Genomic DNA, 23438 nt, shown 5'->3' with positions numbered 1-23438 from the left:
CACCCCCGCGGCCTTCCCTCCGGTTCCACCGAAAGGAATGCCCGATGCCCGCCCTCCACGAGAAGCTTCTTCCCGTCCTCGACGACGTGGTGCGCCGCAACCCCGGCGAGACCGAGTTCCACCAGGCCGCCCGCGAGGTCCTCGAGACGCTCGGCCCCGTGGTCGCGAAGCGCCCCGACTATGTGGACTCGCAGGTCATCAGCCGGCTGTGCGAGCCCGAGCGCCAGATCATCTTCCGGGTGCCGTGGACGGACGACCAGGGGCGCATTCACGTCAACCGCGGCTTCCGCGTCGAGTTCAGCTCCACGCTGGGCCCCTACAAGGGCGGGCTCCGGTTCCATCCCAGCGTCTACCTGGGCATCGTCAAGTTCCTGGGCTTCGAGCAGATCTTCAAGAACTCGCTCACGGGTCTGCCCATCGGCGGCGGCAAGGGCGGCTCCGACTTCGACCCCAAGGGCCGCTCGGACGCCGAGATCATGCGCTTCTGCCAGTCCTTCATGACGGAGCTGTACCGCCACCTGGGTGAATACACCGACGTTCCCGCTGGCGACACGGGGGTGGGCGGCCGCGAGCTCGGCTACCTCTTTGGGCAGTACAAGCGGATCACCAACCGTTACGAGTCCGGCGTGCTGACGGGCAAGGGCCTCACGTGGGGCGGCTCGCAGGTGCGCACCGAGGCCACCGGCTACGGCACGGTGTTCTTCGTGGAGCGCATGCTTGCCACGCGCGGCGAGGGCCTGGAGGGGCGCCGCGTGGTGGTGTCGGGCTCCGGCAACGTCGCGATTCACGCGGCGGAGAAGGCCGCGCAGCTGGGCGGAACCGTGGTGGCCTGCTCCGACTCGGGCGGCTACGTGGTGGACGAGGCCGGCATCGACATCGGCCTGCTTAAGGACATCAAGCTGTCACGCCGCGGACGGGTCGAGGACTACGCGACCGAGCGCGGGGCGCGGTTCGTGCGCGGCGGCAGCGTGTGGGACGTGCCGTGCGACGTCGCGCTGCCGTGCGCCACCCAGAACGAGCTCACTCAGGCCGATGCGGCGACCCTCATCCGCAACGGCGTGGTCGCCGTCGCCGAGGGCGCGAACATGCCCTCGACCCCCGAGGCCGTCCGCGCCTTCACCGAGGCGGGGGTGCTGTTCGGGCCGGGCAAGGCGGCAAACGCCGGCGGCGTCGCGACCAGCGCCCTTGAGATGCAGCAGAACGCCTCGCGCGACTCGTGGAGCTTCGCCCACACGGAGGAGCGCCTCCACGGGATCATGGGCGACATCCACGACCGCTGCCTCGCCACCGCCGACGAGTACGGCACGCCCGGCAGCTACGTCGCGGGCGCCAACATCGCGGGCTTCACGCGCGTGGCCGATGCGATGCTCGCCTTCGGCGTGATCTAGCCACCCCGCGGTCCGTGTGGCCCACGGCTGGGACGCCAGTGGCGCGTGGGGCGGGTGTGGCATTCCCTGGAGTCACATCAGCCGCACGCGTCCCACGCGTGGGCCACACGGACGGGGTTACGGCCGCTGCGCGAAGCGCTCGACGAGGTCGCCGTCGCCACCGACCACCAGCAGGTCGTCGGCGTGGATGACGGTGCCCTTCGAGCCGTACTCGAACTCGCCGCCGGGCGACATGACGCCGATCACCTGGATGCCGTACTTGCCGCGCAGGTTGAGGTCCGCGAGCGAGAAGTTGTGGGTCTCCTGCGGGGGAGTCATCTTGACGATGGTGAAGCCCTCGTCGATCTCGATGTAGTCGAGCATCTTGCCGCCCACCGAGTGGGCCACGCGCACGCCGGCCTGCGACTCGGGAAGCACCACGTGGTGGGCGCCGATGCGCCGCAGGATGCGCGCGTGCTCGTCCGAGATGGCCTTGGCCCAGATCTCCTGCATGCCCATGTCGACCAGGTTGCCGGTGATGAGCACGGAGGCCTCGAGCGAGGTGCCCACGCCCACCACGGCGGCGGAGAAGTCCTTGGCCCCGATCTGCTCGAGCGCGCGGGGGTCGGCGGCATCGGCCTCGACCACGGGAAGGCGCTTCGAGAGACGCTCCACGCGCGCGGCGTCGCGCTCCACGGCGAGCACCTCGACGTCCATCGAGTCGAGGGTGTCGGCGAGCGCCGTGCCGAACCGGCCCATGCCAATCACAAGCACGCCCGATGCGGTGGACAGGTTGCTAGCCAATGAGGGGCCTTTCTGACGGGTAGCGGATCACGCGCCGCTGCTTGTTCAACGCTAGCGCCGCCGCGATCGTCATGGATCCCACGCGGCCGACGTACATCATGACGATCAGGGTGATCTTGGCATCGTCCGGCAGGTCGCCCGTGATGCCGGTGGTCAGGCCGCACGTCGCGTACGCGGAGATGACCTCGTACAGCGACCTGTCCAGCGGGATGCCCGTCTGGGCCATGAACACCGTGGTGCCGACCACGACGATCGCGATGCCGATGATGGTGACGGCGACCGCGCCGCGCAGCACCTCGGTGCCTACGCGCTTGCCGAAGGCCTCCATGTCGCGGCGACCGCGGGCCTCCGCCATGATCGCGAGCAGCAGGACCGCGACAGTGGTGACGCGGATACCGCCGGCCGTCGATCCCGAGCCGCCACCGATGAACATCAGTACGTCCTCGAGGAGCCAGGTCTGCTCGCGCGCCTCACCGATATCGAACGACGCGAAGCCGCCCGAGCGCTGGTTGATGGACTGGAAGAAGATGTTGCCCAGCGTGTCCGCGGTGGAGTGCGCGCCGAGCGTCGCCGGGTTGGACCACTCGAAGATGGCGAGCAGCCCCGCGGAGATGACCATGAGCGAGCCCACCATCACCAGTGTGAGCTTGGTGTGCAGCGACCAGGTGCGCGGGCGTCGCCAGTTGCGCACCAGATTGAGGTACACGGGGTAGCCGAGTGCGCCGATCAGGACGCCCAGGCCCAGCGGCACCAGGATCCAGAAGTCGTGCGAGTACGGGTACAGGCCCACGGGGTCGGGGCTGAAGCCGGCGTTGTTGAACGCGGAGATGCCGTAGAAGAACGAGTAGCCGATGGAGCGGCCCACCCCGTAGTCCAGCGTCAGGAAGCGCGGGATGAGGATGAGGGCGATCGCGATCTCCACCGAGAACGACACGACGATGACGGTGCGCAGCAGCGAGCGCAGGTCGCCAAGCCCGGCCGCGCGCGCCTCGCCCGCGGCGAGCAGGCGCTGGGTGAGGCCCAGGCGGCGGGACACGGCGAGGCCGATGAGGGACGCGAGCGTCATGATTCCCAGGCCGCCGACCTTGATGCCCGTGGCAATGATCGCGAGGCCCCAGCCGGACCAGTAGGTGCCGGTGTCGACGGTCGTCAGGCCGGTGACGCAGACGGCGGACGTGGCGGTGAACAGCGCGTCAATGAAGGGCGCGCGGTGCCCGTCAGCGGTGGCGAACGGCAGCGACAGCAGCCCCGCGAACAGGAGGATCACCAGGGCGAACGAGCCGAGCGCGAGCCTCGCGGGGGAGCGGAGCGCCGAGCGGGAGAACGCCTCGCCCATGGCGGACTTCACTCCGCGCAGCCTCTCCATGGATCCCCTTCGTCACGCCCACCGACCCGTGCGGGCGGCCTCGCGCGGGCGCGAGCCTGCCCGCGCCCCGTCCTTCACATCATCGGCCGTTTTCACTTACTTCACAACTGTCACTTCTGCCCCTACAGTAGAGGCAGGGTTCGGCCGATAGAGCAGCCGGAGATCCTTCGAGGGGAGAAAGACTGCATGGCTGACAACGGGGCCGCGAGGACCACCTTCCTCACCGTGGCCGAGGTGGCTGAGCTGCTGCGTGTGTCGCGCATGACGGTCTACCGCTGGATTCACGCCGGCGAGATCCCCGCCGTGCAGTTTGGACGCTCGTACCGCGTGCCCCGCGCCGCCGTCGAGCAGTTCATGGAGCAGGCCGGTTACGAGGGCTTTTCGGGCCAGAGTGACGAGCGCCGCTCCGGCACGGTAGGCTAGGTCCTCGTCTGTCGCGTCCAGCGCGCACTGGACGCCGTAGCACCGTTAACGATTCGAGGTAGGTTCCGTGGGATCCGTCATCAAGAAGCGTCGCAAGCGCATGTCGAAGAAGAAGCACCGCAAGCTGCTTCGTAAGACGCGCCACCAGCGCCGCAACAAGAAGTAACGTCCCGCCGGGTCAGCCCCGGCCGCACGTCACGCGCCCGTGTCACCGTCAGGTGGCGCGGGCGTTCGTGTGTCTGGCCGATGCGGCGGCACCCCCACGCCCCACCCCCTGCCGCAAATGGCCGCATGTGCGGCAGGTAGCGCGCCGACACGCCGCAAAAGGGGCCACCAGGAGCTGTGGGGGCGCGAGTGAGCCGCGGGCGCGCCGGCGAGCTGCGGGCGCCAGGCGCAGCGCGCACGACAGCGCGCGCCGTCTACACCTGAGTCGCGTCGTCGCCCTTGGCCCTGCGCGAACCCGACCGGAGCGCCTTGAACGGCGCGCACAGCAGCGCCTTCACGCCGCGTGCGACCACGAGAGTGGCCCACACGCCACCGGTGACGGTGGAGCGGACGATCCCGCGGCGGCCGTTCTTGCGGCGGCGCCGGAACTCCTCGATGCCCCAGCCGGACTCGACGGCGTGGCGCCGCAGTGCCGTGTCGGGGTTGATGGCGCACGCATGGCCCACGACGGACAGCATCGGGATGTCGTTGTGCGAGTCGCCGTAGGCCGACGATGCCGCCAAGTCGATGCCCCGCTCCTCGGCCAGTGCCCGCACCGCCACGGCCTTGACTCCCTTGTGGAGGAACTCGCCGTCGAGCCGGCCGGTGTAGAACCCGTCGATGTGCTCGGCGACCGTCCCCAGCGCCCCCGTGGCCCCCAGCCGGTGCGCCACGAGCGAGCCGACCTCGACGGGGGAGGCGGTCACGAACCACACCTCGTGGCCCTGAGCCAGGTGCTCGTCGATGATGGCCTTGGTGCCGGGGTAGACCCGCAGGGCGAGGAACTCGTCGTAGACCTGCTCGGCGACGGCCTGGATCTCCGCGGTGGAGCGGCCCTTGACGAAGGACATCGCCTCCTCGCGCAGCTCGTCCATCGGCACCGCGGCCTCGCCGAAGAGCAGGTATTTCACCTGCGACCAGCCGAACCGCAGCAGGTCCCGGTTGGAGAAGAATCCGTGGCGCTTGAAGATGCGCACCACGTGGAAGGCGGCGCCCCCGCGGATGACGGTGTTGTCGACGTCGAAGAACGCCGCCACCGTCGCGGGGCTCGTCTCATGCGCGTCGCCGGCCATCACCGTCCCACTCTAGCGACGCCGCATCGGCCCGCACCCCTATCCTGACCAGATGCCCGCCCGAGTCGTCCTGTATACCCGTCCCGGATGCCACCTGTGCGACGAGGCGCGGCCCGTGGTGGCCGCCGCGTGCGGCCGCAAGGTCGCCTGGGATGAGGTCGACATCTCGGCCGATGCCGTGCTCACCGAGCGCTTTGGCGAGCAGATTCCCGTGGTGACGGTGGACGATGCCGTGGTGGGGTTTTGGCGCATCGACGAGGCTCGCGTCAAGGCGGCGCTGAAGCGCCGCTGACGAGCGTGCCGCGCACCCGCGCGCGTGGGTGACAATAGAGGCCATGCCCGTCGTTCACCTTCTGCGCCACGGCCACGTCCACAACCCGGACAAGGTGCTCTACGGGCGCCTCCCCGAGTTCCGGCTGTCGGACGCGGGACAGGCGATGGCCCGCGCGGTCGCCGACGATCTGCGCGCCCGCGAGGTCCCCGTGACCCGCGTCGTCGCGTCGCCGTTGCTGCGCGCCCAGCAGACCGCGCAGCCCGTCGCCGACGCCTACGGCCTGGAGATCGCGACCGACGAGCGGCTCATCGAGGCGCTCAACGCCTACGAGGGCACCGTGCTGCAGTCGGGCGCCAAGGACTTCCTGCACCCGCGCAACTGGTGGCTGCTGCGCAACCCGTGGAAGCCGTCGTGGGGCGAGCCGTACACCGAGCAGCGCGACCGCATGTGGGCAGCGATTCGTGACGCCGCCGCGGCGAACCCCGACGGCGACACCGTCATGGTCAGCCACCAGCTGCCCATCTGGGTGGCGCGCATGGAGTTCGAGAAGCGCCGCTTCCTTCACGACCCGCGCTCGCGCCAGTGCGGCCTCGCGTCCCTCACGAGCTTCGACATCCGCGACGGCGAGCCCGTCGCCATGAGCTACGCGGAGCCCGCGGCGCATATCGAGGTGCCCAAGTGAGGCGGTCCGCGCGGTACGTGATCCTCGCCGCGATCCTGGTGGCCGTCGTGCTGTGGCTCGCGGGCTGCGCGCCGGGCGACGCCGAGGAGTCCCCGGGCTACGTCTCCGGTGACGGCACCGTCACGGAGTGGGCCGAGGGTGAGCGCGGCGAACCGCTCGAGCTGACGGGGACCTCCTTCGAGGGTGGCGCCGTCGACGTCGAGGACTTCCGCGGCCAGGTGGTGCTGGTCAACACCTGGTACGCCTCCTGCCCGCCGTGCCGCGCGGAGGCGCCCGAGCTCGTCGAGCTCGACGCCCGCGACGACGTCCAGCTCATCGGCGTCAACTCCCGCGACGATGCCGGCACCGCCGAGGCCTTCCAACGCACCTTCTCGGTCGAGTACCCCAGCATCGACGACTCCGACGGCAAGGCCACCGCGCAGCTGCAGGGCCTTGTCGCCATCAACGCCGTCCCCACCACCCTCGTGCTGGACGCCGAGGGCAGGGTGGCCGCGCGCGCCGTCGGCCGCGTCGAGGCCTCGACCCTCGAGTCCCTCGTCGACGCCGCGGGGGCCGCCGAGTGATCGTCGCCGCCTCGAGCCTGTCGGGGCAGGTCCTCACCGGCTCCCTGCTCGCGGCGATCCCCATCGCGATCCTCGCGGGACTCGTGAGTTTCGCCTCGCCCTGCGTCGTGCCCCTCGTGCCCGGCTACCTCGGGTACGTCTCTGGCATGGCGGGCACGGGCGGCACCGGCAAGGCAAGCCGCCCCAAGCTGATCCTCGGCGTCCTGCTCTTCATCGCCGGCTTCACGGCGGTGTTCGTCACGCTCAGCATCATCGTGTCGACCGCCGGGGCGCTGTCCCAGCAGCAGCTCGACATCATCACGCGCGTGCTCGGCGTCCTCGTCATCCTGCTCGGCCTCGCCTTCATGGGCGCCGTGCCGTTCCTGCAGAACGAGCGCCGGCTGCACGTGAGCCCCAAGGCGGGCCTCGCCGGCGCCCCGCTGCTCGGCATCACCTTCGGGCTCGGCTGGACCCCGTGCATCGGCCCCACGCTGTCGGCCGTCCTCGCGCTCGGGCTCAACGAGGGCACCGCCGGCCGCGGGGCGACCCTCGCGGTCGCCTACTGCCTGGGGCTCGGGCTTCCCTTCCTCGCGCTCGCCATCTGGTTTGAGCGCTCGGGCGCGGTGCTGGGGTGGCTGCGCCGCCACCGCCGCGCGCTGCAACTCATCGGAGGCTCGATGCTGGTCATCCTGGGCGTCATGTTGGTGACGGGCCTGTGGGGCACCGTGACCGGCCACCTGCAGGGCTGGATCGACGGATATTGGACGGCCATCTGATGGCGCGCGTGAAGATCGACAACTACGCCTACCGCGACATGCCTCGCCTGGGCCTGCGCGGCTGGCTGCGCTGGATCTGGCGCCAGGTCACCTCGATGCGCGTGGCCCTCATCCTGCTGCTGATCCTGGCGCTCGCGGCCATCCCCGGCTCGGTCCTTCCCCAGTGGCCGCACAGTGTGTCCGACACGCAGGCCTTCATCGACGAGCACGAGTTCTGGGGTCCGCTGCTGGACCGCCTCGGCTTCCTCGACGTCTTCGGCTCGGCCTGGTTCACGGCGATCTACCTGCTGCTGTTCGCGTCGCTCATCGGCTGCATCATCCCCCGCGTCGCCGTCTACTGGCGCGAGCTGCGCGCGGAGGTCCCCGCCGCACCGTCGCGCCTGGATCGCTACGCGCCCGTCACGGAGACCTCGCCCCTCAGCCCGGCCGATGCCGTGGCCGCCGCCCGCTCCGAGCTCACCGGCCGTGGCCCCGCTCCGTGGCGGTGGCTCACCGGCCACCGGGTGCGTGTCGACGAGCGCACGGGCCCCGACGGCGCGCCGCAGCTGGCGCTGTCCGCACACCGTGGCCACCTGCGCGAGCTGGGCAACCTGGTGTTCCACCTGTCGCTCGTGGGGATCCTGCTGTCGGTCGCCGCGGGCTCGCTGCTGACGTACCGCGGCCAGGCGCTCATCGTCGAGGGCGGCAGCTTCACGAACGCCGTCGTCGCTTACGACACGTACTCGGCCGGCGCGCTGTTCAGCGAGGACGACCTCGACCCGTGGATCCTCACGCTCGACGAGCTCGACGCGCAGTTCGAGGAGTCCACCGGCAGGCCCACCAGCTTCACCGCCTACGCGACCCTCACGGAGCCCGGCCAGGAGCCGCGCGAGGTGGAGGCCCAAGTGAACCGCCCCATCCAGGTCGAGGGCGCCAAGATCTACCTGCAGGGCAACGGCTACGCGCCGTCGTTCACCATCACCGACTCGGAGGGCAACGTCGCCTTCGAGGGAGCGGTGCCGTTCATCCCGCAGGACGACGTGTACACATCCACCGGTGTGGTGAAGGTCCCCGACGTGACCGAGGGCGAGCAGATGGGCTTCAAGGGCACCCTGCTTCCCAGCGCCCTGGGCGAGGGCGCCGACGCGATCTCGATCTTCCCCGACGCCGAGAACCCCGTGATGTACCTGCAGATGTACACGGGAGACCTGGGCCTCGACGAGGGCGTCCCCCAGAACGTCTACACGCTCGACGAGAGCCAGCTGAGCCCCGTGCGCGACGAGGACGACGAGCCCGTGGTCCTCGAGCTCACCCCGGGCGAGACGGTGGAGCTGCCCGACGGCATGGGCACCCTGACGTGGAATGACCTGCCGCGCTACGCCGCGTTCGACCTGCGCCGCGACCCCTCGCTGCCGTGGCTGCTGGGCTTCGCGGTGACGTCGCTGCTGGGCCTCGGCACCAGCCTGTTCGCCCCGCGCCGCCGCGTGTGGGTGACGGCGCCCACGGCCGATGCCGCCGACGCCGCGGCTACAGTGGTCACGGTGGCCGTGTGGTCGCCCCCGCACGATCAGGGGGCAACGCTCGAGCGCGACCGCGCCCTCGCGGCCGCGTGCGACCGCCCCCGCCCCGCCTCGATCCCCCCGGAGGACGACGAATGACCGCCCAGTCCCTGAGCTGGCTCGCGCTGTGGGGCGCGACAGCGCTCTATGCGATCGCCATGGTGGCCTCCTCGATGCACCTGGCCAAGGTGGCCGATGCGAAGGTGGCCGCCAAGAAACAGCGCAGCCTTGTCGCCGCCGGCTCCCAGGACGCCACCGCGGGCGAGTCCGCGGCCTCCCCGGCATCGGCCTTCCGTCGGGCCGACGTGCACTCTAAGGCGCGCGGCATCGCCCGCTCGACCATGATCATGGGAGCGCTGCTCCAGGGCGTGGGAGTCGTGGCGCGCGGCATCGAGGCCGGCCACGTGCCGTGGTCGACGATGTACGAGTACACGATCACCGGCACCTGGGTCGCCGTCGTCGTGTTCCTGGTGGTGCAGTCGCGTCGCGACGTGTCCTACCTCGCGCCGGGCGTGACCGGCTTCGCGACCCTGGGACTCGGCCTCGCGATGACAGTGCTGTACAACGCATCGACCGGCCTGATGCCTGCGCTTCAGTCGTTCTGGCTGGTCATCCACGTCTCGATCGCGATCATCGCGACGGGCATCCTCACCGTCGGCGCCATCGCCACGGTGCTCCAGCTGATGCGCGACTACCGCGACGAGCCGCTGTCCGCTGTGCCCACGGGGGGCCTCCGCCGCCTGCGCGTGCGCTGGCGCAACGCCAACGTGCGGATCCTCAAGGGATGGAACTGGCTCGAGGGCGTTCCCTCGCCGGCGCGGCTTGAGGCCCTCGCCTTCCGCCTGCACGCCGTCGGCTTCGTGCTGTGGACGTTCACCGTCATGGCGGGCGCCGTGTGGGCCGAGCACGCCTGGGGCCGTTACTGGGGTTGGGACCCCAAGGAGGTGTGGTCCTTCGTCATCTGGGTGATCTACGCCGCCTACCTGCACGCCCGCACCACCCAGGGCTGGGCCGGACGCCGCAGCGCGGTGGTCGCCCTCATCGGCTTCGTGGCCCTGATCATGAACTTCACCGTGGTGAACCTCGTCTTCCAGGGTCTCCACACCTACTCGGGAACGTGACCTGAGTGAAGGTTGCGCTCGTCCTCGATGACTCCATCGACCGTCCGGACGGGGTCCAGCAGTACGTCCTGACCCTGGGCGCGTTCCTCGAGCGCGCGGGCCACGAGGTGCACTACGTGTGCTCCGACGCGAGCCGCTCTGACGTGACCGTGCACTCGCTCGCGAGGAACGTGGGAGTGACCTTCAACGGCAACGGGCTGCGGATGCCGCTGCCCACGTCCCGCGCCATGCTGCGCGAGTTCCTCGCGCGCGAGCGGTACGACGTAATCCACGTCCAGACGCCGCATTCGCCGCTGTTCGCCGCGCGCGTCGTGGACGAGGCGCGGCGCGTCCAGGGCGACGCCGTGCGCATCGTCGGCACGTTCCATATCCTTCCCGACGGCGCCGTGAGCGAGTACGGCACGCGCCTCTTGGGTCGCTGGCTGCGCCGCAACCTCGCGCGGTTCGACGCGTTCTGCGCCGTGTCGCCGCCCGCCCACGACTTCGCGGCCCGTGCCTTCGGGATCACCCCCCAGGTCATCCCGTGCCCCGTCGACGTGACGCGCTTTGCGCGCGAGGCGGCCGATGCCGTGCGTTGGCCAGGTGCCGATGGCCGCCTTGTCGTGGCGTTCCTCGGTCGCCTCGTGGAACGCAAGGGTGCCGTGGAGCTGGTGCGCGCCCTCGCGGGTCTCGACCCCTCCGTGCTCGCACGGCTCGAGGTGCGCATCGGCGGCAAGGGTCCCCTGCTGGATCAGCTGCGGGAGAGCGTCGCGAAGCACGGGCTGGGCGACGCGGTGTCCTTCGCCGGGTTCGTCGCCGAGGAGGACAAGGCGGGGTTCTACGCCGACGCCGACATCGCCGTCTTCCCCGCCACCGGCGGCGAGAGCTTCGGCATCGTGCTGGTGGAGGCCATGGCGTCGGGCGCGGGAGTGGTCCTCGCCGGCGCTAACCCCGGCTACCTGTCGGTCATCGGCGACGGCCCTCACGTGAGCGTCGACGCCCGCGACACCCGCGCGTTCGCCGAGGCCCTCACCCTGCTGGCCCAGGCTCCCGACCTGCGAGCCGAGCTGCACGCCGAGCAGGCCGAACGCGTCCAGCGCTTCGATGTGGAGACCGTCGGCGCCCAGGTGCTCGCCCTCTACGGCGCCTGACGGGCGCCGCTAGGGTGAGGCTCATGGACGCCTCCGACCCGGCCGTGACCGACTCCCTTCCCCTCGCCGGGGCCGGTGCCAGGTATCTGGCGACCACGGTCGCCATCCTCGAGGACGCGATCCGCGAGGAGTCTGTGAGGATGGCCGCGGCCGCCGAGGCCATCGCTGCCGCGCTCGTCACGGGGCGCACGCTTCACACCTTCGGATCGGGCCACTCGAACCTGCTGAGCGAAGAGCTGTTCTATCGCGCCGGCGGCCTCAAGTCCGTGCGACCCCTGTTCTTCGAGGGCCTGATGCTGCACGGTTCGAACCGCCTCGCGACGCGACTCGAGCGCATCGAGGGACTCGCCGCCCACCTGCTCGACGACCACGGCGTGTCCGAGGGCGACGTCCTCATCGTGAGCTCCAACTCCGGCGGCAACGCCGTGTCCGTCGAGGCGGTGCAGGAGGCGCGGGAGCGCGGGCTGATCACCATCGCCGTGACCTCCATCGCGCACGCGACCTCGCCGGACGCGCGCCCCACCCCGCACCCCAAGCTTCACGAGGTCGCGGATATCGTCCTGGATAACCACGGGGCAGTGGGCGACGCCGCCGTCGCTGTGGAGGCCGCTGGCACGCGGCTGGGCCCCACCTCGACGGTGGTCGGAGCCGCGCTGCTCAACGCGGTGATGGCCGAGGCCATCGAGCGAGCCGCGATCCGCGGCTGGGAGCCGGACCTGTGGGTCTCGAGCGGCCTCGCCATCGGCGACGCCGCCAACGGCTGACTAGCGCTTGTCGCGCCTCCCCTGGTCGCGCAGCCACCGCAGGTAGTCCGGGTCGTCGTCCGGGGCCCGCTGGGCAGGGGGAGCGGTGCGTCCGCCGCCGCGCATCTGCAGCCCGATCCAGATGAGGGGGCCGATGTACGGGGCGAGCACAATGATCGCGATCCAGGCCCCGCGGCTGAGGCCGGCGTACGACTCCTGGCCCTTGTTCAGCACGTCCGTGACGGCGTAAGCAGTGAGGCCGACGTACAGAGCTGCCAGGACGAGGTACTTCATCCCCCTACTGTAGGCGCGCGCCGCGCCGCCGTGGCATCGGCCGTGAGCACGATCATGCGGCACGGGGCGCGCGTGCGCCCGCGTACCCTGGTGGCATGAAAATCCTCGCCTACTGGGGCGCCCGCACGGGCATCTTCCTTGCCGTGTTCGGGGTGCTGTACCTGGTGGGCTGGTTCGATGTCCTGGCGCTGATCGCGGCGTTCATCATCGCGTGGCTCATCTCGTACCTGGTGCTGCCCGGCATGCGTTACGAGGCCGGCAAGCAGATGGAGGGCGTGATCGACCGCTCCCAGAAGGGGCTGCGCAGCCTCGACGCCGAGGAGGACGCCGAGTCCGAGGGCCCCCAGCGTCAGGACTGACGGGGCCTCTTGGCCTGCTCGCGCGCGACGCGGCGCGCAAAGTGCGCGTCGGTGAACTGGTGCCACGCGCACGCGGCGAGCGCCACCGTGAAGGCCCCGTACATCCACGGGTTTCCCGTACCGGTGTCGAGCGCCGCGATCGTGAACAGCGCCTCGATGGCGGTGAACAGCACGAAGAAGGCCCCGAACACGAGGTGGCGGACGGGTTTGCCGTCGCGGCCCCAGCGCAGGCGCGCCCACACGATTCCCTCGTAGCGCACCGGCATGCCGCTCACAGCGCGAGCCCCAGCCCGAGCAGCAGGCCGTAGGCGAGGCCCACGCCCGAGATGCCCTTGAAGATCAGCGGCATCGAGATCTTCTCCGCGCCCACCCGCATGCCGAAGGCGATGAGGAGGCTGGGGAGCGCCACCACGGTGGAGATCAACGCCCACGGGTGGACGAAGGCGACCACCACGGAGCAGGCGACCGGGAGCATCACGACGGTCATGAACATGCGCCGCGCGCGCGCCTCGCCCACCCTCACGGGCAGGGTGCGTTTTCCGGCGATCGTGTCGGTGGCGATGTCGCGGATGTTGTTCACCAGCATCAGCGCCACCGAGTACAGGCCCACACCCACGGAGGCCACCACTGCCCACCAGGTGATGGTGCCCGTCTGGGTGTACAGCGTGCCCAGCGTGGCGACCGGCCCGAAGAACACGAACGCCACCACCTCACCCCAGCCGGAGTAGCCGTAGGGGCGCGAGGTGCCGGTGTAGCCCCACGCGGCGGCGATCGCGACGGCGCCGACGGCGAGCAGCCACCACGTTTCGGTGACCGCCACGAGCGCCAGGCCGGCGATCGCGGCGACGCCGAAGCTGAGGAACGCCGCGTTGCGCACGGCGGTGGGGGTGGCTTTGCCCGTCGCGACCAGGCGGTCGGGGCCCACACGGTCCATGTCGGTGCCGCGCACGCCGTCCGAGTAGTCGTTGGCGTAGTTCACCGCGATCTGGATGGCGAGGCCCACGGCGAGTGCGAGGAGCGCGGGGATCAGGCGGAAGCCGTCGAGGAGGATCGCGGCGCCCGTGCCCACCGCGACCGGCGAGATCGCGGTCCACAGCGTGCGCGGACGGGCCCCGGCGACCCAGTCCTGGGAGGTGGTCATGCGTGCTCCTCGAGGTCCGATGCCGCGGCGATCTCGCGTGCGGCGCTCCGATCGATTTTGCCAGCCTCGGTGCGCGGCAGTGACCGCACGCGCGCGAGCGCGCGCGGCAGCGCGTGGCGGGGAAGGGTCAGGCGCTCGCGCAGGGTCTCGAGCGCGGGGGCGGACGCCGTGACGACGCCGACCAGGCGCTCGCCCCACTCGTCGTCCGGCAGGCCGACGACGATGCACTCGGGTGCGCCGGCGTCGGCCATCGCGCGCTCCACCGCGGCCGGGTGGACGTTGTGGCCGCCGGTGATGATGACGTGGTCGGCGCGGCCATGGACGGTCAGGCGCGAGCCGTCCCAGTCGCCGAGGTCGGAGGTACGGAACCAGCGCCTGCCCGCGTCCGTCACGAACGCGGAGTCGTCGCCGTCACGGTAGCCGTCCGCGAGCATCGGCCCCGCCAGCTCGATGCGCCCATCGGAGGAGATCCGCACGTCGACGCCGTCGAGCGGCACGCCGTCGTACAGGCAGCCCCCGCTCGTCTCCGTCATGCCGTAGGTCTCCACCGCGTTCGACGGCAGGTCCATGCCGGGAGGGGCGCCGCCCACGAGGACCGCGTCGAAGGTGGCGAGCGCCGCCGCCCCGGCCTCGTCGGCGAGCACGCGCCGCAGCTGCGTGGGCACCAGCGACACGTACCGCCGGCCCGCGGGAAGGGCCGCGGTGGCGGCCGCGAAGGCCGTCGCGGTGAAGGTACCGGGGGGCATCGGGGCGACCGCGGCATCGGCCACGCTGGCACGGGTGAGCACCATCGCGCCGGCGATCCTGTCGGCCGGGACGGCGAGCAGCCAATGCCCGGCGCCGCCCAGGCGATCCAGCGTCGCGGTGGCCGATGCACGCATCGCGGCGCCGCTCACCAGCACCTCGCGGGGCTCGCCGGTCGAGCCGGAGGTCCGTGCGGCGATGCCCTCCACGGTGCCGTCGAGCGCCTGGGCCACGGCCGTGCGGGGGTCGTCGACGAGCCGTGCGAAGTTCATGCCCTCAGCCTAGGCGCGCCCCTACACTGGGCCGCATGAGGACCACCCGCGCCCTGTCGCTCTCCGCCCTCGCCGTCGTGACCTCCCTGGTGGCGGCGGCGTGTTCCTCCCCTGAGGTGGAGCAGGCGCCCGCGGTGACGCAGACGGCATCGCCCACGCCTGTCGAGCGCACCACGGTGCCGAAGGCGCCGGACGACGGCATCCCCGACGTGGTGTGGCCGCTGACGGGCCTCGACGCCACGAAGGCAGACGAGGCGGATCTGGGGCGCGCGGCGCTGTCGATCAAGATCGAGAACTCGGCCGACGCCCGCCCGCAGCAGAACGTGCAGAACGCCGACATCGTGTTCGAGGAGTACGTGGAGTCGGGAATCTCCCGCCTGCTCGCGGTGTACCAGTCGGACATCCCCGAGACGCTCGGCCCGGTGCGCTCCATGCGCCCGATGGACAAGAACATCATGGGTTCGATGGAGGGGCCGCTGATCTTCTCCGGCGCGCAGGGTCGCTTCATCAGCGCGACGGTGAACTCCGGCCAGGAGGTCATCGCGCAGGACACGGGCGACTACGGCTTCTACCGCACCTCCGACCGCCGCGCCCCGCACAACCTGTACGGGCGCACTGCCGACTTCTACGAGCAGACCGACGCGACGGCGCCCGCCCAGCAGTTCGCCTACGCGTACGAGACGCAGACGTCGAACGTGGTCGACGAGGGCAAGAAGGTGTCGAACATCGACATCACGATGTCGCAGTACTCGCACCCGGGCTGGCGCTGGGACGCCGACGAGGCCTCGTGGATGCGGATCGAGGGCGGCGAGCCCCACACGCAGGACGACGGCACTCAGCTCAACGCCGAAAACGTCATCATGCTGTGGGTCACCGTCCGGTACACGTCCTCCGACGGCGGCTCCTCCGTGCCGGAGACGCTGCTCGCCGGCGAGTCGGGCACCGGCTACGTGGCCGCGGGCGACTCGATGGTCGAGGTCGATTGGTCGAAGGCCGGCCAATACGACCCGTACGTCATCACCACGCCCGCGGGCGAGGAGGTGGAGCTGGTTCCCGGCAACACGTGGGTGGAGCTCATCCCGAACAAGGGTGTGGCCAACGCCACCTCGATCGACATCTCCTAAGCGTCCCGCCCATCCCCTGGCGGTAGATACACGGCGGGCCGGAGGGAGTCACGGCCGGTTCGCGGTCGATTCTCGGTGATGGTGAACTCAGGGCGCCGCCTCGGCATCGGCCGTCAGAACGCGTAGGGGAAGCGCGTCCAGTCGGGGTCGCGGCGCTCGAGGAAGGCGTCGCGACCCTCCTGCGCCTCATCCGTCATGTAGGCCATGCGGGTCGCCTCGCCGGCGAACACCTGCTGGCCTGCCAGGCCGTCGTCCGCGAGGTTGAACGCGAACTTCAGCATCCTGATCGCCTGTGGCGACTTGGTCGCGATGGTCTTGGCGTACTCGAGCGCGGTGGACTCGAGCTCGGCGTGCGGCACCGCCTCGTTGACGGCGCCCCAGCGCTCCGCATCGGCCGCCGAGTATTCGCGCGCCAAAAAGAAGATCTCCCGTGCCCGCTTGTCGCCCACCTGGCGCGCCAGCAGCGCCGAGCCGTAGCCGGCATCGAACGAGCCCACGTTCGCGTCGGTCTGCTTGAACCGCGCGTGCTCGAGCGACGCGATCGACAGGTCGGCCACCACGTGAAGCGAGTGCCCGCCGCCCGCGGCCCAGCCGTTGACGGCGGCGATGGTGACCTTCGGCATGGTGCGCATGAGGCGCTGCACCTCGAGGATGTGGAGGCGGCCGCCGTGGGCGGGGGCGTCGGCGGCCGAGCCCTCGTACAGGTAGCCGTCGCGGCCCCGGATGCGCTGGTCGCCGCCCGAGCAGAACGCCCACACGTCGTCCTTGGGAGCGGGGCCGTTGCCCGTGAGGATCACGGCGGCGACATCGTCGGTCATACGGGCGTGATCGAGCGCGCGGTAGAGCTCGTCGACAGTCTGGGGGCGGAACGCGTTGCGCACCTCCGGCCGGTTGAAGGCGATGCGCACCGCGGGAAGGTCACGCTCGGTGTCTCCGTCGCGCGCCACCCACCGGTGGTACGTGATGTCGCCGTCGGGGAAGCCGTCGATGGCCCGCCACTGCTGGGCGTCGAACGTGTCAGAGACCTGGGTCGGCACGGAGCTCATGCGGCCAGCGTATCCGCGCCCCCTCGCTCACTTTGAACCGATCCGGGGGCCGACACGCCGGTGCCGGCGGGTCAGGACGGCCGATGCCACGGCGTGTCACGCGCCACCTGGTTCAGATTGCGGGGGGGTCGGGTAGGCGGCGAGGGGCCGTCGAGGCGGCGAGAGCAGAGGACGTGGCGGCCGTAGGCTGAGCGCATGGAGTTCCGACCCTTCGCCGTCGAGCTCTCCACCCGTTTCCGCGCCACCACCCGCCGCTCCGGCGTGCTGATCCGTACGCGCGACGAGGCCGGCCGCGAGCACTGGGGCGAGTACTCGCCGTTTCCGGACTACGACGCCGAGCGCGCCTCGCGCTGGTGGAGGGCCGCGATGGAGGCCGCTCGCGGCCACTGGCCCGCGCCGCAGCGCGACAGCGTTGCCGTCAACGCCATCGTCCCTCTCGTGGACCCCGACGCGGCGCGCGACTACGCGACAAGGAATGGGTGCATCACCGCCAAGGTCAAGGTGGGCGGGGGCTCGGACCTCGCCGCCGACCTCGCCCGCGTCGAGGCGGTGGCCGATGCCTTGGGCCCCGCCGGCGCGGTCCGCGTCGACGTGAACGGCGGCTGGGACCTCGACGAGGCGGCCCGCTGCCTTCCCCAGCTGGACCGCGCCGCGCGCGCCGGGGGAGCGCCCGGCCTGCAGTACGCGGAGCAGCCTGTCGCGTCGGTCGATGACATGGCCGTGCTGCGCCGGCGCGTGGACGTGCCGATCGCGGCCGACGAGTCCATCCGCATCCCTGGCACGGCCGATGCCGTCATCGCCGCGGGCGCCGCCGACGTCGTCATTCTCAAGGCGCAGCCCCTGGGGGGCGTGCGCCGCGCGCTCGAAATCGCCGACAGCGTGGGAGACCTGCCGATCGTCGTGTCGAGCGCGATGGAGTCCTCCGTGGGCCTCGCCGCCGGGGTGGCCCTCGCGCGGGCGCTGCCGCGCGAGCCGCTGGCGTGCGGGCTCGGCACCGGGGCGCTGCTCGCCACCGACACCGTGGCGCGCACGTGGCTTCCCATCGACGGGCGCATGGGCGCCCAGGACCTCGAGGTGATCGTGTGAGCCATCCGTCCGCCGAGTTTGCCCGCGAGCTGATCGCGGCGCTCGCCGCCAGCGGTGTGAGGGAGTTCGTCCTGTGCCCCGGCTCGCGCTCGGGCCCCCTGGCGCACGCCCTCGCGGAGGCCGGGGCGGACAACCCGCCGCTCGGCGCGCCCGGCGTTGACCTTCACGTCCGCATCGACGAGCGCTCGGCAGCGTTCCTGGCGCTCGGCCTCGCGCGCGGCGGCGCTGCGACGGGTGAGCCGCGCGCGGTCGCCATCGTCACCACCTCCGGCACCGCGGTCGGCAACCTCATGCCGGCCGTCATGGAGGCGCATCACGCGGGGGTGCCGCTCCTCCTGCTCACCGCCGACCGGCCCGGCGAGCTGCGCGGCGTGGGCGCCAACCAGACCACGGATCAGGTGGGCATCTTCGGCACCTTCGTGCGCTGGAGCGCCGATGTTGCCGCTCCCGCGGACGGCGACGAGCCGGGCCGCGCGGCCCGCCTTGCGATGCGGGCCGTGGGCGTCGCGCTGGGCGACCCCGCGCGGGACGACATGACCGGCACGCCCGGTCCCGTGCACCTCAACCTCGAGTTCCGCGACCCCCTGGGCCCGGACAACGGCGTGTGGGACGACGTCCCGCGCGTCGAGGGGCACCCGTCGAGCGGGGCCTACGGCCTCCCCGTCGCGCCCGACCCCGCGCCGCTGCCCGCCGTCGAGCGCGGCGTCGTGATCGCGGGTGACGGTGCCGGCGATATCGCGCGGCTCGTGGCGGAGGCGCACGGCTGGCCGTTGCTCGCCGAGCCCACGTCGGGCGCGCGCGCCGGAGACGCCTGCATCCCTGCCTACCTCGAGCTGCTGGCGGCCGATGCGGGCGCCGACCTGGCGCGTCAGGTGCACCAGGTGGTGGTCATCGGCCGTCCGACGCTGACCCGGCCGGTCCAGCGGCTCATCGCCGACGCCCCCGCGCTCATGGTCGCGGCTCACGGCGCGCGCTGGCGCGAGGCCCCGCGCCACGCGGAGCGCGTGCTGCGCGCCGTCCCCGACGCGTGGACCACCCGCGCCGACGGCACGCTGGCGCTGGGCGACTCGCCGTGGCTCGCGCGCTGGCACGCGGCGGCATCGGCCCTGGTCGCGCCCGAGCCTGCATGGGACCGCGACGCGATCGGCGCCGCCTTCCTCGCCTCGCTCGCGCCAGGAGGCCTGGCGCTGCTGGGGTCGTCCGGCTCCATCCGCGCCGCCGACAGGGTCGCTCCCGCCTGGGCGCCCGGCGAGGCGCCCATCCTCATCGCCAACCGCGGTCTCGCCGGCATCGACGGCACCGTCTCGACCGCCGCCGGGATGGCGCTGGCCGCCGGCGCCCCCGTGAGTGCGCTCATGGGGGACGTGACGTTCCTGCACGACGTGGGCGGCCTGCTGGTGGGCCCGCGCGAGCGCCGGCCGCGCCTCAGGATCGTGGTGATCGACGACCACGGCGGCACCATCTTCGGCGGACTCGAGCATTCGGCGGCGCCCGCGGCGAACGTCGAGCGTGTCTTCACCACGCCCCACGGGGCCGATCTCGCGGCGCTGTGTGCCGGCTACGGCGTGGCGCACACGCGGGTGGCGAGCGCCGAGGCGTTGACGAGGGCCCTCGCGCGGCCCGTCTCGGGGCTTGAGGTGATCCAGGCGGTGCTGCGCTGACGCGAGCCGTCAGCCGACGCTGAGGACCACCTTGCGCTGCCCCGGACGCGGGTGGCAGGCCGCCGCGAACGCGTCTTCCACCCGCTCGATCGGCACCACGTCGGTGACCATGCGCTCCGCGAACCACGGGTTGGCGATGAGGTAGTCCTGCGCCTTCTCGAGCATCGCCCGGTGGTGGCGCGTGACTCCCGTCACGAGGGTGCCGCCGCGGCGGAAGAAGGAGCGCATCGGCAGCGCGTACCAGTCGTCGTCCGGGACGCCGAAGGCGACGACGGTGCCGCCGGGGGCGACGGCGTTCATGGAGTCGGCCACGGTGGCGCTCTGGTGGCCCACCATTTCGATCACGATGTCCGGCCTGTCCGAGTCCGCGATCCCCGCCGCCCACACGCGCGAGTTCAGCGGCACCAGGGCGTCGAAGCCGAGCCCCTCGGCGTCAGCGGCGCGGTCAAGCGGGTCGATGCCCACGATGCGCCCCGCGCCCAGGTCCCGCGCGAGGACGGACGCCATGAGCCCGAACGGCCCCACGCCCACGATCCCGACCGCCCGCCCGGCGAGCGGCCCCAGCCGGTCGAAGACAGTGAACAGGCAGGCGACCGACTGCGCGACGGTGGCCAGCGCATCGGACGTGTCCATGCGCACCCGCGCCACCTGGTCGCCGCGCGTCACGAACACGCCGCGCAGCGCATCCCAGTTCGAGGCCCAGCCGACCACGCGGTCGCCGGGGGAGAAGTCCACGTGGGCGCTCGCGAGCACCTCGCCCACCACCTCGTGCATCGGCCGTCCCGGCTGGCGGGGCCCGCCCTCGGGCACCAGGGCGCCGCGCGCGAAGGGAAGGTCGGAGCCGCATACGGCACCCGCGGTCAGGCGCACCACGAGCTCGCCAGGCTTCGGCTCCGAGGGCACCGGCACCTCGACGCGCTCGAATCGGTACGGGGCGATGAGGCGGTAGGCCCAGGTGGTGTCGACGCTCATGATCGGACGGTAATGGCCGATGCGCGGGCCGGCCTGGGACCGAAGACCGGGGTGGCGAGGTGGTGGCGGCAGGGTCAGCCGTGGCGGCGCGCCACCAGCACCGAGTCGCGCCACAGGCGCTCGTGACCACCCTCACCCAGCGTGGTGCGCTCGCGGATGGACGCTGACACCTCCCACTCCGAGCGGTCGAGGGCATCGGCCACGTCCTCCGCGGCGAAGGCCGCGTCCGCGAGGTCGGGATGCTCGGCCGCATGCGGGTCGGTCGGATGGTGGCCCACCACGAGGAGTCTGCCGCCGGGCGCCACCGCCGCGGCGAGCGTTTCGACGAGCCACCGGCCGCCCTCGCCGGGGTGCGTGTACATCGACGTGACGAGCTCCCACGGCCCGTGCGCGGCGATGACGTCGCCGATCGCCGCATCCGTGAACGTCACGTGCGCCGCGACTCCCGAGGCCTCGGCGTGCACCTGGGCGCGCGCGAGCGCCGTTGCCGACAGATCCACGCCCGTCACCTGCCAGCCCTGCGTCGCAAGCCACACGGCATCGGCCCCCTCGCCGCACCCCACCTCGAGGGCCGATGCGGGGGCGAGGTTTTCGACCTCGTCCACGAGGGGAGCGTTGGGCTGGCCCGACCACAGCGCCTCGCGCTCGCGGTATTTCGCCTCCCACGACTCGCGCGAGAAGTCCGCCATCGGCTCGGCGGCGTGAGCGTGGACGTGTCCGGTGTGGGTCATGGCGCCTCCCTGCGCTGCGGGTCCCTCCTCATTGTGCCCATGCCCGCCGACACGCGCGAGGGGCGTGACTTCGGTAGGTTCGCAGTCATGAAGACAACGGGGGCACGGTTCATGGCGGCATTTGTGGTGGCGGGCGTCCTGCTCGCCGGTTGCTCGGGGGGTGACGCGGACGACGAGCCGACGGGCGCCGCGACCGCAGCCGAGACATCGGCGGAGCCGATGGAGACCGCCACCGCCACCTCTCTGCCCGACGTTTCGACGCCAGACGACACCGCCGCCGCCGGCGACTTCTGCGCGGAGTACAACGAGGTCCGCGACTTCGGCCTGAGCGCCGACAGTATGGATACCAGCGACATCGACGGCGCGCTCGCGTCCCTCGACGAGGCCCGTGCGACGCTCACCGGGCTCGACGTCGACGGCGAGGTGGCCGATGCCAGGGACACCATCGTGGAGTCGCTCGACACCGTGACGGGCGCCATGGGCGACCTTCAGGCTGCCATCCCCGAGGGCGTCGACATCACCGATCCCGACTACTCCACGCTCACCGAGGAGGAGGTCGAGGCGCTCACGAACTTCGACTTCGCCGGGTACATGGAGGCGATCACGGACGCGACCGGCGAGGACTTCATCGCCGCGGCCGGGGTGCTCGAGCAGTACGCCGCGGAGGCCTGCGCCTGACGGATTAGAGCGCGCCGAGCGCCCTTCGCATCGGCTCCAGCTTGGCCTCCGACTCGGCCCACTCGGAGCCGGCCTCGGACGCCGCCACGATGCCGCAGCCGGCGAACAGGCGCAGGCGCGTGGGGTCATCGGGGGAGATTTCGGCCGAGCGCAGGCCGATGCACCACTCGCCGTCGCCGGCGGCGTTGATCCACCCGACGGGGCCGGCGTAGCGGGCACGGTCGAGGCCCTCGAGCTCGTCGATGATGCGCGCCGCGGTGAGGGTGGGTGTGCCGCACACGGCGGCCGACGGGTGCAGCTCGCGGATCAGCTCGAGCGCCGACGCGTTGTGGCTGAGGACTCCCGTGACGTCGGTCGCGAGGTGCATCACGTTGGGGAGGTGGAGGACGGAGGGCTCCTCGGGAACGTTGACCGATCCGCAGTGAGCCTCGAGCACGTCGCGCACCGAGCGCACGGCGTATTCGTGCTCCTCGCGGTCTTTCGACGAGCGCGCTAGCGCCGCCGCGTGGGCGAGGTCCGCGGTCTCGTCCCCGGTGGGGCGGATGGTGCCGGCGAGCACGCGGGATGTCACGAGGCCGTGGTCCACGCGGGCCAGCAGCTCGGGGGTGGCGCCCACCAGGCCGTCGATGGCGAACGTCCAGCAGCTGGGGTAGTCCTCGGCGAGGCGCGCGAGGACGGCGCGGGTATCGATGGCGGCCGATGCGGTGGCCGCGACCGCTCGCGCCAGCACCACCTTGTCGAGCTCGCCCGCGCCGATGCGCGCGACGGCCTGGGTGACGGCGGCCTCCCAGGCCGCTCGGTCACCCTCGTCGAAGGCCACGGCAGGAACGGGGGCCACGGGGGTGGGGTCGGCAGTCGCCTCGTCGAGGTCGGGCATGGGGGTGGCGCCGTCCTCGGAGATGACGGTGAGCCACGCGGAGTCTCCCCGCAGCCCCAGGACGTAGCGCGGGACGATGAGCGCGCCGCCGGCCGACGAGGAGTCCGCGAACGCGAAGGACCCGAAGGCGATGAGCCCGGTGCCGGGCTGGTGAACGTCATCACGCACCACCGCGTGGCGGGTGACGCGGCGCCACCAGGCGTCGGCCTCGTCGATGCGGTGGGTGCCGGCAGTGTCGAGCCTGGCCACCTCTCCCCAGGCGACCATTCCCTCGCCGCGCCTGACCCAGGAGATGCCTGGCTGGGGGAGGCGGGAGATGAGATCCCCGGGGTGGTCGATCTCGACGGTGCGGACGGTCAGCGGACCCGGGGTGGCTGCTTGGACGCTCACCCGTCGAGGGTACGCCGCGC

General features: G+C 71.8%; 27 protein-coding genes. 16 read left to right on the top strand and 11 right to left on the bottom strand.

What is annotated here, in order from left to right:
* Positions 1 to 44 precede the first annotated feature (44 nt).
* Positions 45 to 1388: an NADP-specific glutamate dehydrogenase gene (gene gdhA / locus B7K26_RS04120; protein WP_084077372.1), complete on the top strand. Its 1344-nt coding sequence runs from the start codon at positions 45 to 47 to the stop codon at positions 1386 to 1388.
* A 117-nt stretch (positions 1389 to 1505) separates the two neighbouring features.
* Here the strand turns inward: gdhA and B7K26_RS04115 are convergent, their stop codons facing one another.
* Both B7K26_RS04115 and B7K26_RS04110 read right to left on the bottom strand, forming a co-directional pair.
* Positions 1506 to 2171 carry a TrkA family potassium uptake protein gene (locus B7K26_RS04115; RefSeq protein ID WP_084077371.1) on the bottom strand — a complete coding sequence of 222 codons (666 nt, stop codon included), beginning with the start codon at positions 2169 to 2171 and terminating at the stop codon, positions 1506 to 1508.
* Positions 2164 to 3537 (bottom strand): TrkH family potassium uptake protein, encoded by a 1374-nt coding sequence (locus B7K26_RS04110; RefSeq protein ID WP_084077370.1) that lies wholly within the window; start codon positions 3535 to 3537, stop codon positions 2164 to 2166. Before B7K26_RS04110 ends, B7K26_RS04115 begins: the two co-directional genes overlap by 8 nt.
* 186 nt (positions 3538 to 3723) lie before the next feature.
* Between B7K26_RS04110 and B7K26_RS04105 the strand changes: the two genes are divergently transcribed.
* Positions 3724 to 3960 carry a helix-turn-helix domain-containing protein gene (locus B7K26_RS04105; RefSeq protein WP_084077369.1) on the top strand — a complete coding sequence of 79 codons (237 nt, stop codon included), beginning with the start codon at positions 3724 to 3726 and terminating at the stop codon, positions 3958 to 3960.
* A gap of 67 nt (positions 3961 to 4027) precedes the next feature.
* The gene (locus B7K26_RS04100; RefSeq protein WP_005504750.1) at positions 4028 to 4126 is read left to right on the top strand and encodes a 30S ribosomal protein bS22; all 99 of its coding nucleotides are present in this window, start codon (positions 4028 to 4030) and stop codon (positions 4124 to 4126) included.
* A gap of 253 nt (positions 4127 to 4379) precedes the next feature.
* Here B7K26_RS04100 and B7K26_RS04095 read toward each other — a convergent pair whose 3' ends face one another.
* Entirely contained in the window at positions 4380 to 5237 is an 858-nt protein-coding gene (locus tag B7K26_RS04095; protein WP_084077368.1) for an HAD family phosphatase, read from the bottom strand.
* A 52-nt stretch (positions 5238 to 5289) separates the two neighbouring features.
* On the opposite strand from B7K26_RS04095, the gene B7K26_RS04090 reads away from it, so the two are divergent.
* The 8 genes from B7K26_RS04090 to B7K26_RS04055 are packed head-to-tail and all read left to right on the top strand — an operon-like array spanning position 5290 to position 12064.
* Complete coding sequence (locus tag B7K26_RS04090) at positions 5290 to 5529, top strand: glutaredoxin family protein (protein ID WP_084077367.1); 240 nt, start codon at positions 5290 to 5292, stop codon at positions 5527 to 5529.
* Positions 5530 to 5572: 43 nt separating this feature from the next.
* Positions 5573 to 6193: a histidine phosphatase family protein gene (locus tag B7K26_RS04085; protein WP_084077366.1), complete on the top strand. Its 621-nt coding sequence runs from the start codon at positions 5573 to 5575 to the stop codon at positions 6191 to 6193.
* Positions 6190 to 6756, top strand: a complete 567-nt coding sequence (locus B7K26_RS04080; RefSeq protein ID WP_084077365.1) for a TlpA disulfide reductase family protein — start codon at positions 6190 to 6192, stop codon at positions 6754 to 6756. Before B7K26_RS04085 ends, B7K26_RS04080 begins: the two co-directional genes overlap by 4 nt.
* Positions 6753 to 7511 (top strand): cytochrome c biogenesis CcdA family protein, encoded by a 759-nt coding sequence (locus tag B7K26_RS04075; RefSeq protein WP_200810944.1) that lies wholly within the window; start codon positions 6753 to 6755, stop codon positions 7509 to 7511. Before B7K26_RS04080 ends, B7K26_RS04075 begins: the two co-directional genes overlap by 4 nt.
* A gap of 8 nt (positions 7512 to 7519) precedes the next feature.
* The gene (locus B7K26_RS04070; protein WP_234998678.1) at positions 7520 to 9148 is read left to right on the top strand and encodes a cytochrome c biogenesis protein ResB; all 1629 of its coding nucleotides are present in this window, start codon (positions 7520 to 7522) and stop codon (positions 9146 to 9148) included.
* Entirely contained in the window at positions 9145 to 10170 is a 1026-nt protein-coding gene (ccsB, locus tag B7K26_RS04065; RefSeq protein ID WP_084077363.1) for a c-type cytochrome biogenesis protein CcsB, read from the top strand. The genes B7K26_RS04070 and ccsB overlap by 4 nt, the downstream gene beginning before the upstream one ends.
* 5 nt (positions 10171 to 10175) lie before the next feature.
* The gene (locus tag B7K26_RS04060; RefSeq protein ID WP_084077362.1) at positions 10176 to 11300 is read left to right on the top strand and encodes a glycosyltransferase family 4 protein; all 1125 of its coding nucleotides are present in this window, start codon (positions 10176 to 10178) and stop codon (positions 11298 to 11300) included.
* 23 nt (positions 11301 to 11323) lie between these two features.
* Positions 11324 to 12064, top strand: a complete 741-nt coding sequence (locus B7K26_RS04055; protein WP_084077361.1) for a sugar isomerase domain-containing protein — start codon at positions 11324 to 11326, stop codon at positions 12062 to 12064.
* On the opposite strand, the gene B7K26_RS04050 is transcribed toward B7K26_RS04055, so the two are convergent.
* Positions 12065 to 12337 (bottom strand): PLD nuclease N-terminal domain-containing protein, encoded by a 273-nt coding sequence (locus tag B7K26_RS04050; protein ID WP_084077360.1) that lies wholly within the window; start codon positions 12335 to 12337, stop codon positions 12065 to 12067.
* Positions 12338 to 12432: 95 nt separating this feature from the next.
* On the opposite strand from B7K26_RS04050, the gene B7K26_RS04045 reads away from it, so the two are divergent.
* Positions 12433 to 12696 (top strand): DUF4229 domain-containing protein, encoded by a 264-nt coding sequence (locus B7K26_RS04045; RefSeq protein WP_084077359.1) that lies wholly within the window; start codon positions 12433 to 12435, stop codon positions 12694 to 12696.
* Here the strand turns inward: B7K26_RS04045 and B7K26_RS04040 are convergent.
* From B7K26_RS04040 to B7K26_RS04030, 3 genes are read right to left on the bottom strand one after another with little or no spacing between them, the layout of a single operon-like run.
* Positions 12687 to 12971, bottom strand: coding sequence for a hypothetical protein (locus tag B7K26_RS04040; RefSeq protein WP_143340445.1), 285 nt, complete (start codon positions 12969 to 12971; stop codon positions 12687 to 12689). The genes B7K26_RS04045 and B7K26_RS04040 overlap by 10 nt on opposite strands.
* Positions 12968 to 13837, bottom strand: coding sequence for a 1,4-dihydroxy-2-naphthoate polyprenyltransferase (locus tag B7K26_RS04035; RefSeq protein ID WP_084077357.1), 870 nt, complete (start codon positions 13835 to 13837; stop codon positions 12968 to 12970). The genes B7K26_RS04040 and B7K26_RS04035 overlap by 4 nt, the downstream gene beginning before the upstream one ends.
* Entirely contained in the window at positions 13834 to 14853 is a 1020-nt protein-coding gene (locus B7K26_RS04030) for an AMP-binding protein (protein ID WP_084077356.1), read from the bottom strand. Before B7K26_RS04030 ends, B7K26_RS04035 begins: the two co-directional genes overlap by 4 nt.
* Before the next feature lie 35 nt (positions 14854 to 14888).
* On the opposite strand from B7K26_RS04030, the gene B7K26_RS04025 reads away from it, so the two are divergent.
* Positions 14889 to 15977, top strand: a complete 1089-nt coding sequence (locus B7K26_RS04025) for a DUF3048 domain-containing protein (RefSeq protein ID WP_084077355.1) — start codon at positions 14889 to 14891, stop codon at positions 15975 to 15977.
* 113 nt (positions 15978 to 16090) lie between these two features.
* Here the strand turns inward: B7K26_RS04025 and B7K26_RS04020 are convergent, their stop codons facing one another.
* On the bottom strand, positions 16091 to 17023 hold the full coding sequence (locus B7K26_RS04020) for a 1,4-dihydroxy-2-naphthoyl-CoA synthase (RefSeq protein ID WP_084077354.1): 933 nt from the start codon (positions 17021 to 17023) through the stop codon (positions 16091 to 16093).
* A gap of 195 nt (positions 17024 to 17218) precedes the next feature.
* Here B7K26_RS04020 and B7K26_RS04015 point away from each other — a divergent pair, with 195 nt between their 5' ends.
* A complete protein-coding gene (locus tag B7K26_RS04015; protein WP_084077353.1) occupies positions 17219 to 18109 on the top strand; it encodes an o-succinylbenzoate synthase in 891 nt (296 codons plus the stop codon).
* Complete coding sequence (gene menD, locus B7K26_RS04010) at positions 18106 to 19770, top strand: 2-succinyl-5-enolpyruvyl-6-hydroxy-3-cyclohexene-1-carboxylic-acid synthase (protein WP_084077352.1); 1665 nt, start codon at positions 18106 to 18108, stop codon at positions 19768 to 19770. Before B7K26_RS04015 ends, menD begins: the two co-directional genes overlap by 4 nt.
* A gap of 9 nt (positions 19771 to 19779) precedes the next feature.
* Here the strand turns inward: menD and B7K26_RS04005 are convergent, their stop codons facing one another.
* Positions 19780 to 20742, bottom strand: coding sequence for a zinc-binding dehydrogenase (locus B7K26_RS04005; protein ID WP_084077351.1), 963 nt, complete (start codon positions 20740 to 20742; stop codon positions 19780 to 19782).
* 74 nt (positions 20743 to 20816) lie between these two features.
* Positions 20817 to 21473 carry a bifunctional 2-polyprenyl-6-hydroxyphenol methylase/3-demethylubiquinol 3-O-methyltransferase UbiG gene (locus tag B7K26_RS04000; RefSeq protein WP_200810942.1) on the bottom strand — a complete coding sequence of 219 codons (657 nt, stop codon included), beginning with the start codon at positions 21471 to 21473 and terminating at the stop codon, positions 20817 to 20819.
* An 87-nt stretch (positions 21474 to 21560) separates the two neighbouring features.
* On the opposite strand from B7K26_RS04000, the gene B7K26_RS03995 reads away from it, so the two are divergent.
* Positions 21561 to 22151 (top strand): hypothetical protein, encoded by a 591-nt coding sequence (locus B7K26_RS03995; protein ID WP_143340443.1) that lies wholly within the window; start codon positions 21561 to 21563, stop codon positions 22149 to 22151.
* 4 nt (positions 22152 to 22155) lie between these two features.
* On the opposite strand, the gene B7K26_RS03990 is transcribed toward B7K26_RS03995, so the two are convergent.
* Positions 22156 to 23418 (bottom strand): isochorismate synthase MenF, encoded by a 1263-nt coding sequence (locus B7K26_RS03990; RefSeq protein WP_234998677.1) that lies wholly within the window; start codon positions 23416 to 23418, stop codon positions 22156 to 22158.
* Between the last annotated feature and the right edge of the window lie 20 nt (positions 23419 to 23438).

Source organism: Demequina sp. NBRC 110057 (assembly GCF_002090175.1).
Lineage (GTDB): Bacteria > Actinomycetota > Actinomycetes > Actinomycetales > Demequinaceae > Demequina.
The sequence above is the reverse complement of the archived record's forward strand: the minus strand, read 5'-3'. Positions and strand labels throughout refer to the sequence as shown.

Excerpts from the sequence above, each read along its gene's own strand:
- gdhA (WP_084077372.1), top strand. The coding sequence starts at position 45 with ATGCCCGCCCTCCACGAGAAGCTTCTTCCCGTCCTCGACGACGTGGTG.
- B7K26_RS04110 (WP_084077370.1), bottom strand. The coding sequence starts at position 3,537 with ATGGAGAGGCTGCGCGGAGTGAAGTCCGCCATGGGCGAGGCGTTCTCC.
- B7K26_RS04105 (WP_084077369.1), top strand. The coding sequence starts at position 3,724 with ATGGCTGACAACGGGGCCGCGAGGACCACCTTCCTCACCGTGGCCGAG.
- B7K26_RS04095 (WP_084077368.1), bottom strand. The coding sequence starts at position 5,237 with ATGGCCGGCGACGCGCATGAGACGAGCCCCGCGACGGTGGCGGCGTTC.
- B7K26_RS04090 (WP_084077367.1), top strand. The coding sequence starts at position 5,290 with ATGCCCGCCCGAGTCGTCCTGTATACCCGTCCCGGATGCCACCTGTGC.
- B7K26_RS04085 (WP_084077366.1), top strand. The coding sequence starts at position 5,573 with ATGCCCGTCGTTCACCTTCTGCGCCACGGCCACGTCCACAACCCGGAC.
- ccsB (WP_084077363.1), top strand. The coding sequence starts at position 9,145 with ATGACCGCCCAGTCCCTGAGCTGGCTCGCGCTGTGGGGCGCGACAGCG.
- B7K26_RS04055 (WP_084077361.1), top strand. The coding sequence starts at position 11,324 with ATGGACGCCTCCGACCCGGCCGTGACCGACTCCCTTCCCCTCGCCGGG.
- B7K26_RS04050 (WP_084077360.1), bottom strand. The coding sequence starts at position 12,337 with ATGAAGTACCTCGTCCTGGCAGCTCTGTACGTCGGCCTCACTGCTTAC.
- B7K26_RS04045 (WP_084077359.1), top strand. The coding sequence starts at position 12,433 with ATGAAAATCCTCGCCTACTGGGGCGCCCGCACGGGCATCTTCCTTGCC.
- B7K26_RS04035 (WP_084077357.1), bottom strand. The coding sequence starts at position 13,837 with ATGACCACCTCCCAGGACTGGGTCGCCGGGGCCCGTCCGCGCACGCTG.
- B7K26_RS04030 (WP_084077356.1), bottom strand. The coding sequence starts at position 14,853 with ATGAACTTCGCACGGCTCGTCGACGACCCCCGCACGGCCGTGGCCCAG.
- B7K26_RS04025 (WP_084077355.1), top strand. The coding sequence starts at position 14,889 with ATGAGGACCACCCGCGCCCTGTCGCTCTCCGCCCTCGCCGTCGTGACC.
- B7K26_RS04020 (WP_084077354.1), bottom strand. The coding sequence starts at position 17,023 with ATGAGCTCCGTGCCGACCCAGGTCTCTGACACGTTCGACGCCCAGCAG.
- B7K26_RS04015 (WP_084077353.1), top strand. The coding sequence starts at position 17,219 with ATGGAGTTCCGACCCTTCGCCGTCGAGCTCTCCACCCGTTTCCGCGCC.
- B7K26_RS04005 (WP_084077351.1), bottom strand. The coding sequence starts at position 20,742 with ATGAGCGTCGACACCACCTGGGCCTACCGCCTCATCGCCCCGTACCGA.
- B7K26_RS04000 (WP_200810942.1), bottom strand. The coding sequence starts at position 21,473 with ATGACCCACACCGGACACGTCCACGCTCACGCCGCCGAGCCGATGGCG.
- B7K26_RS03995 (WP_143340443.1), top strand. The coding sequence starts at position 21,561 with ATGAAGACAACGGGGGCACGGTTCATGGCGGCATTTGTGGTGGCGGGC.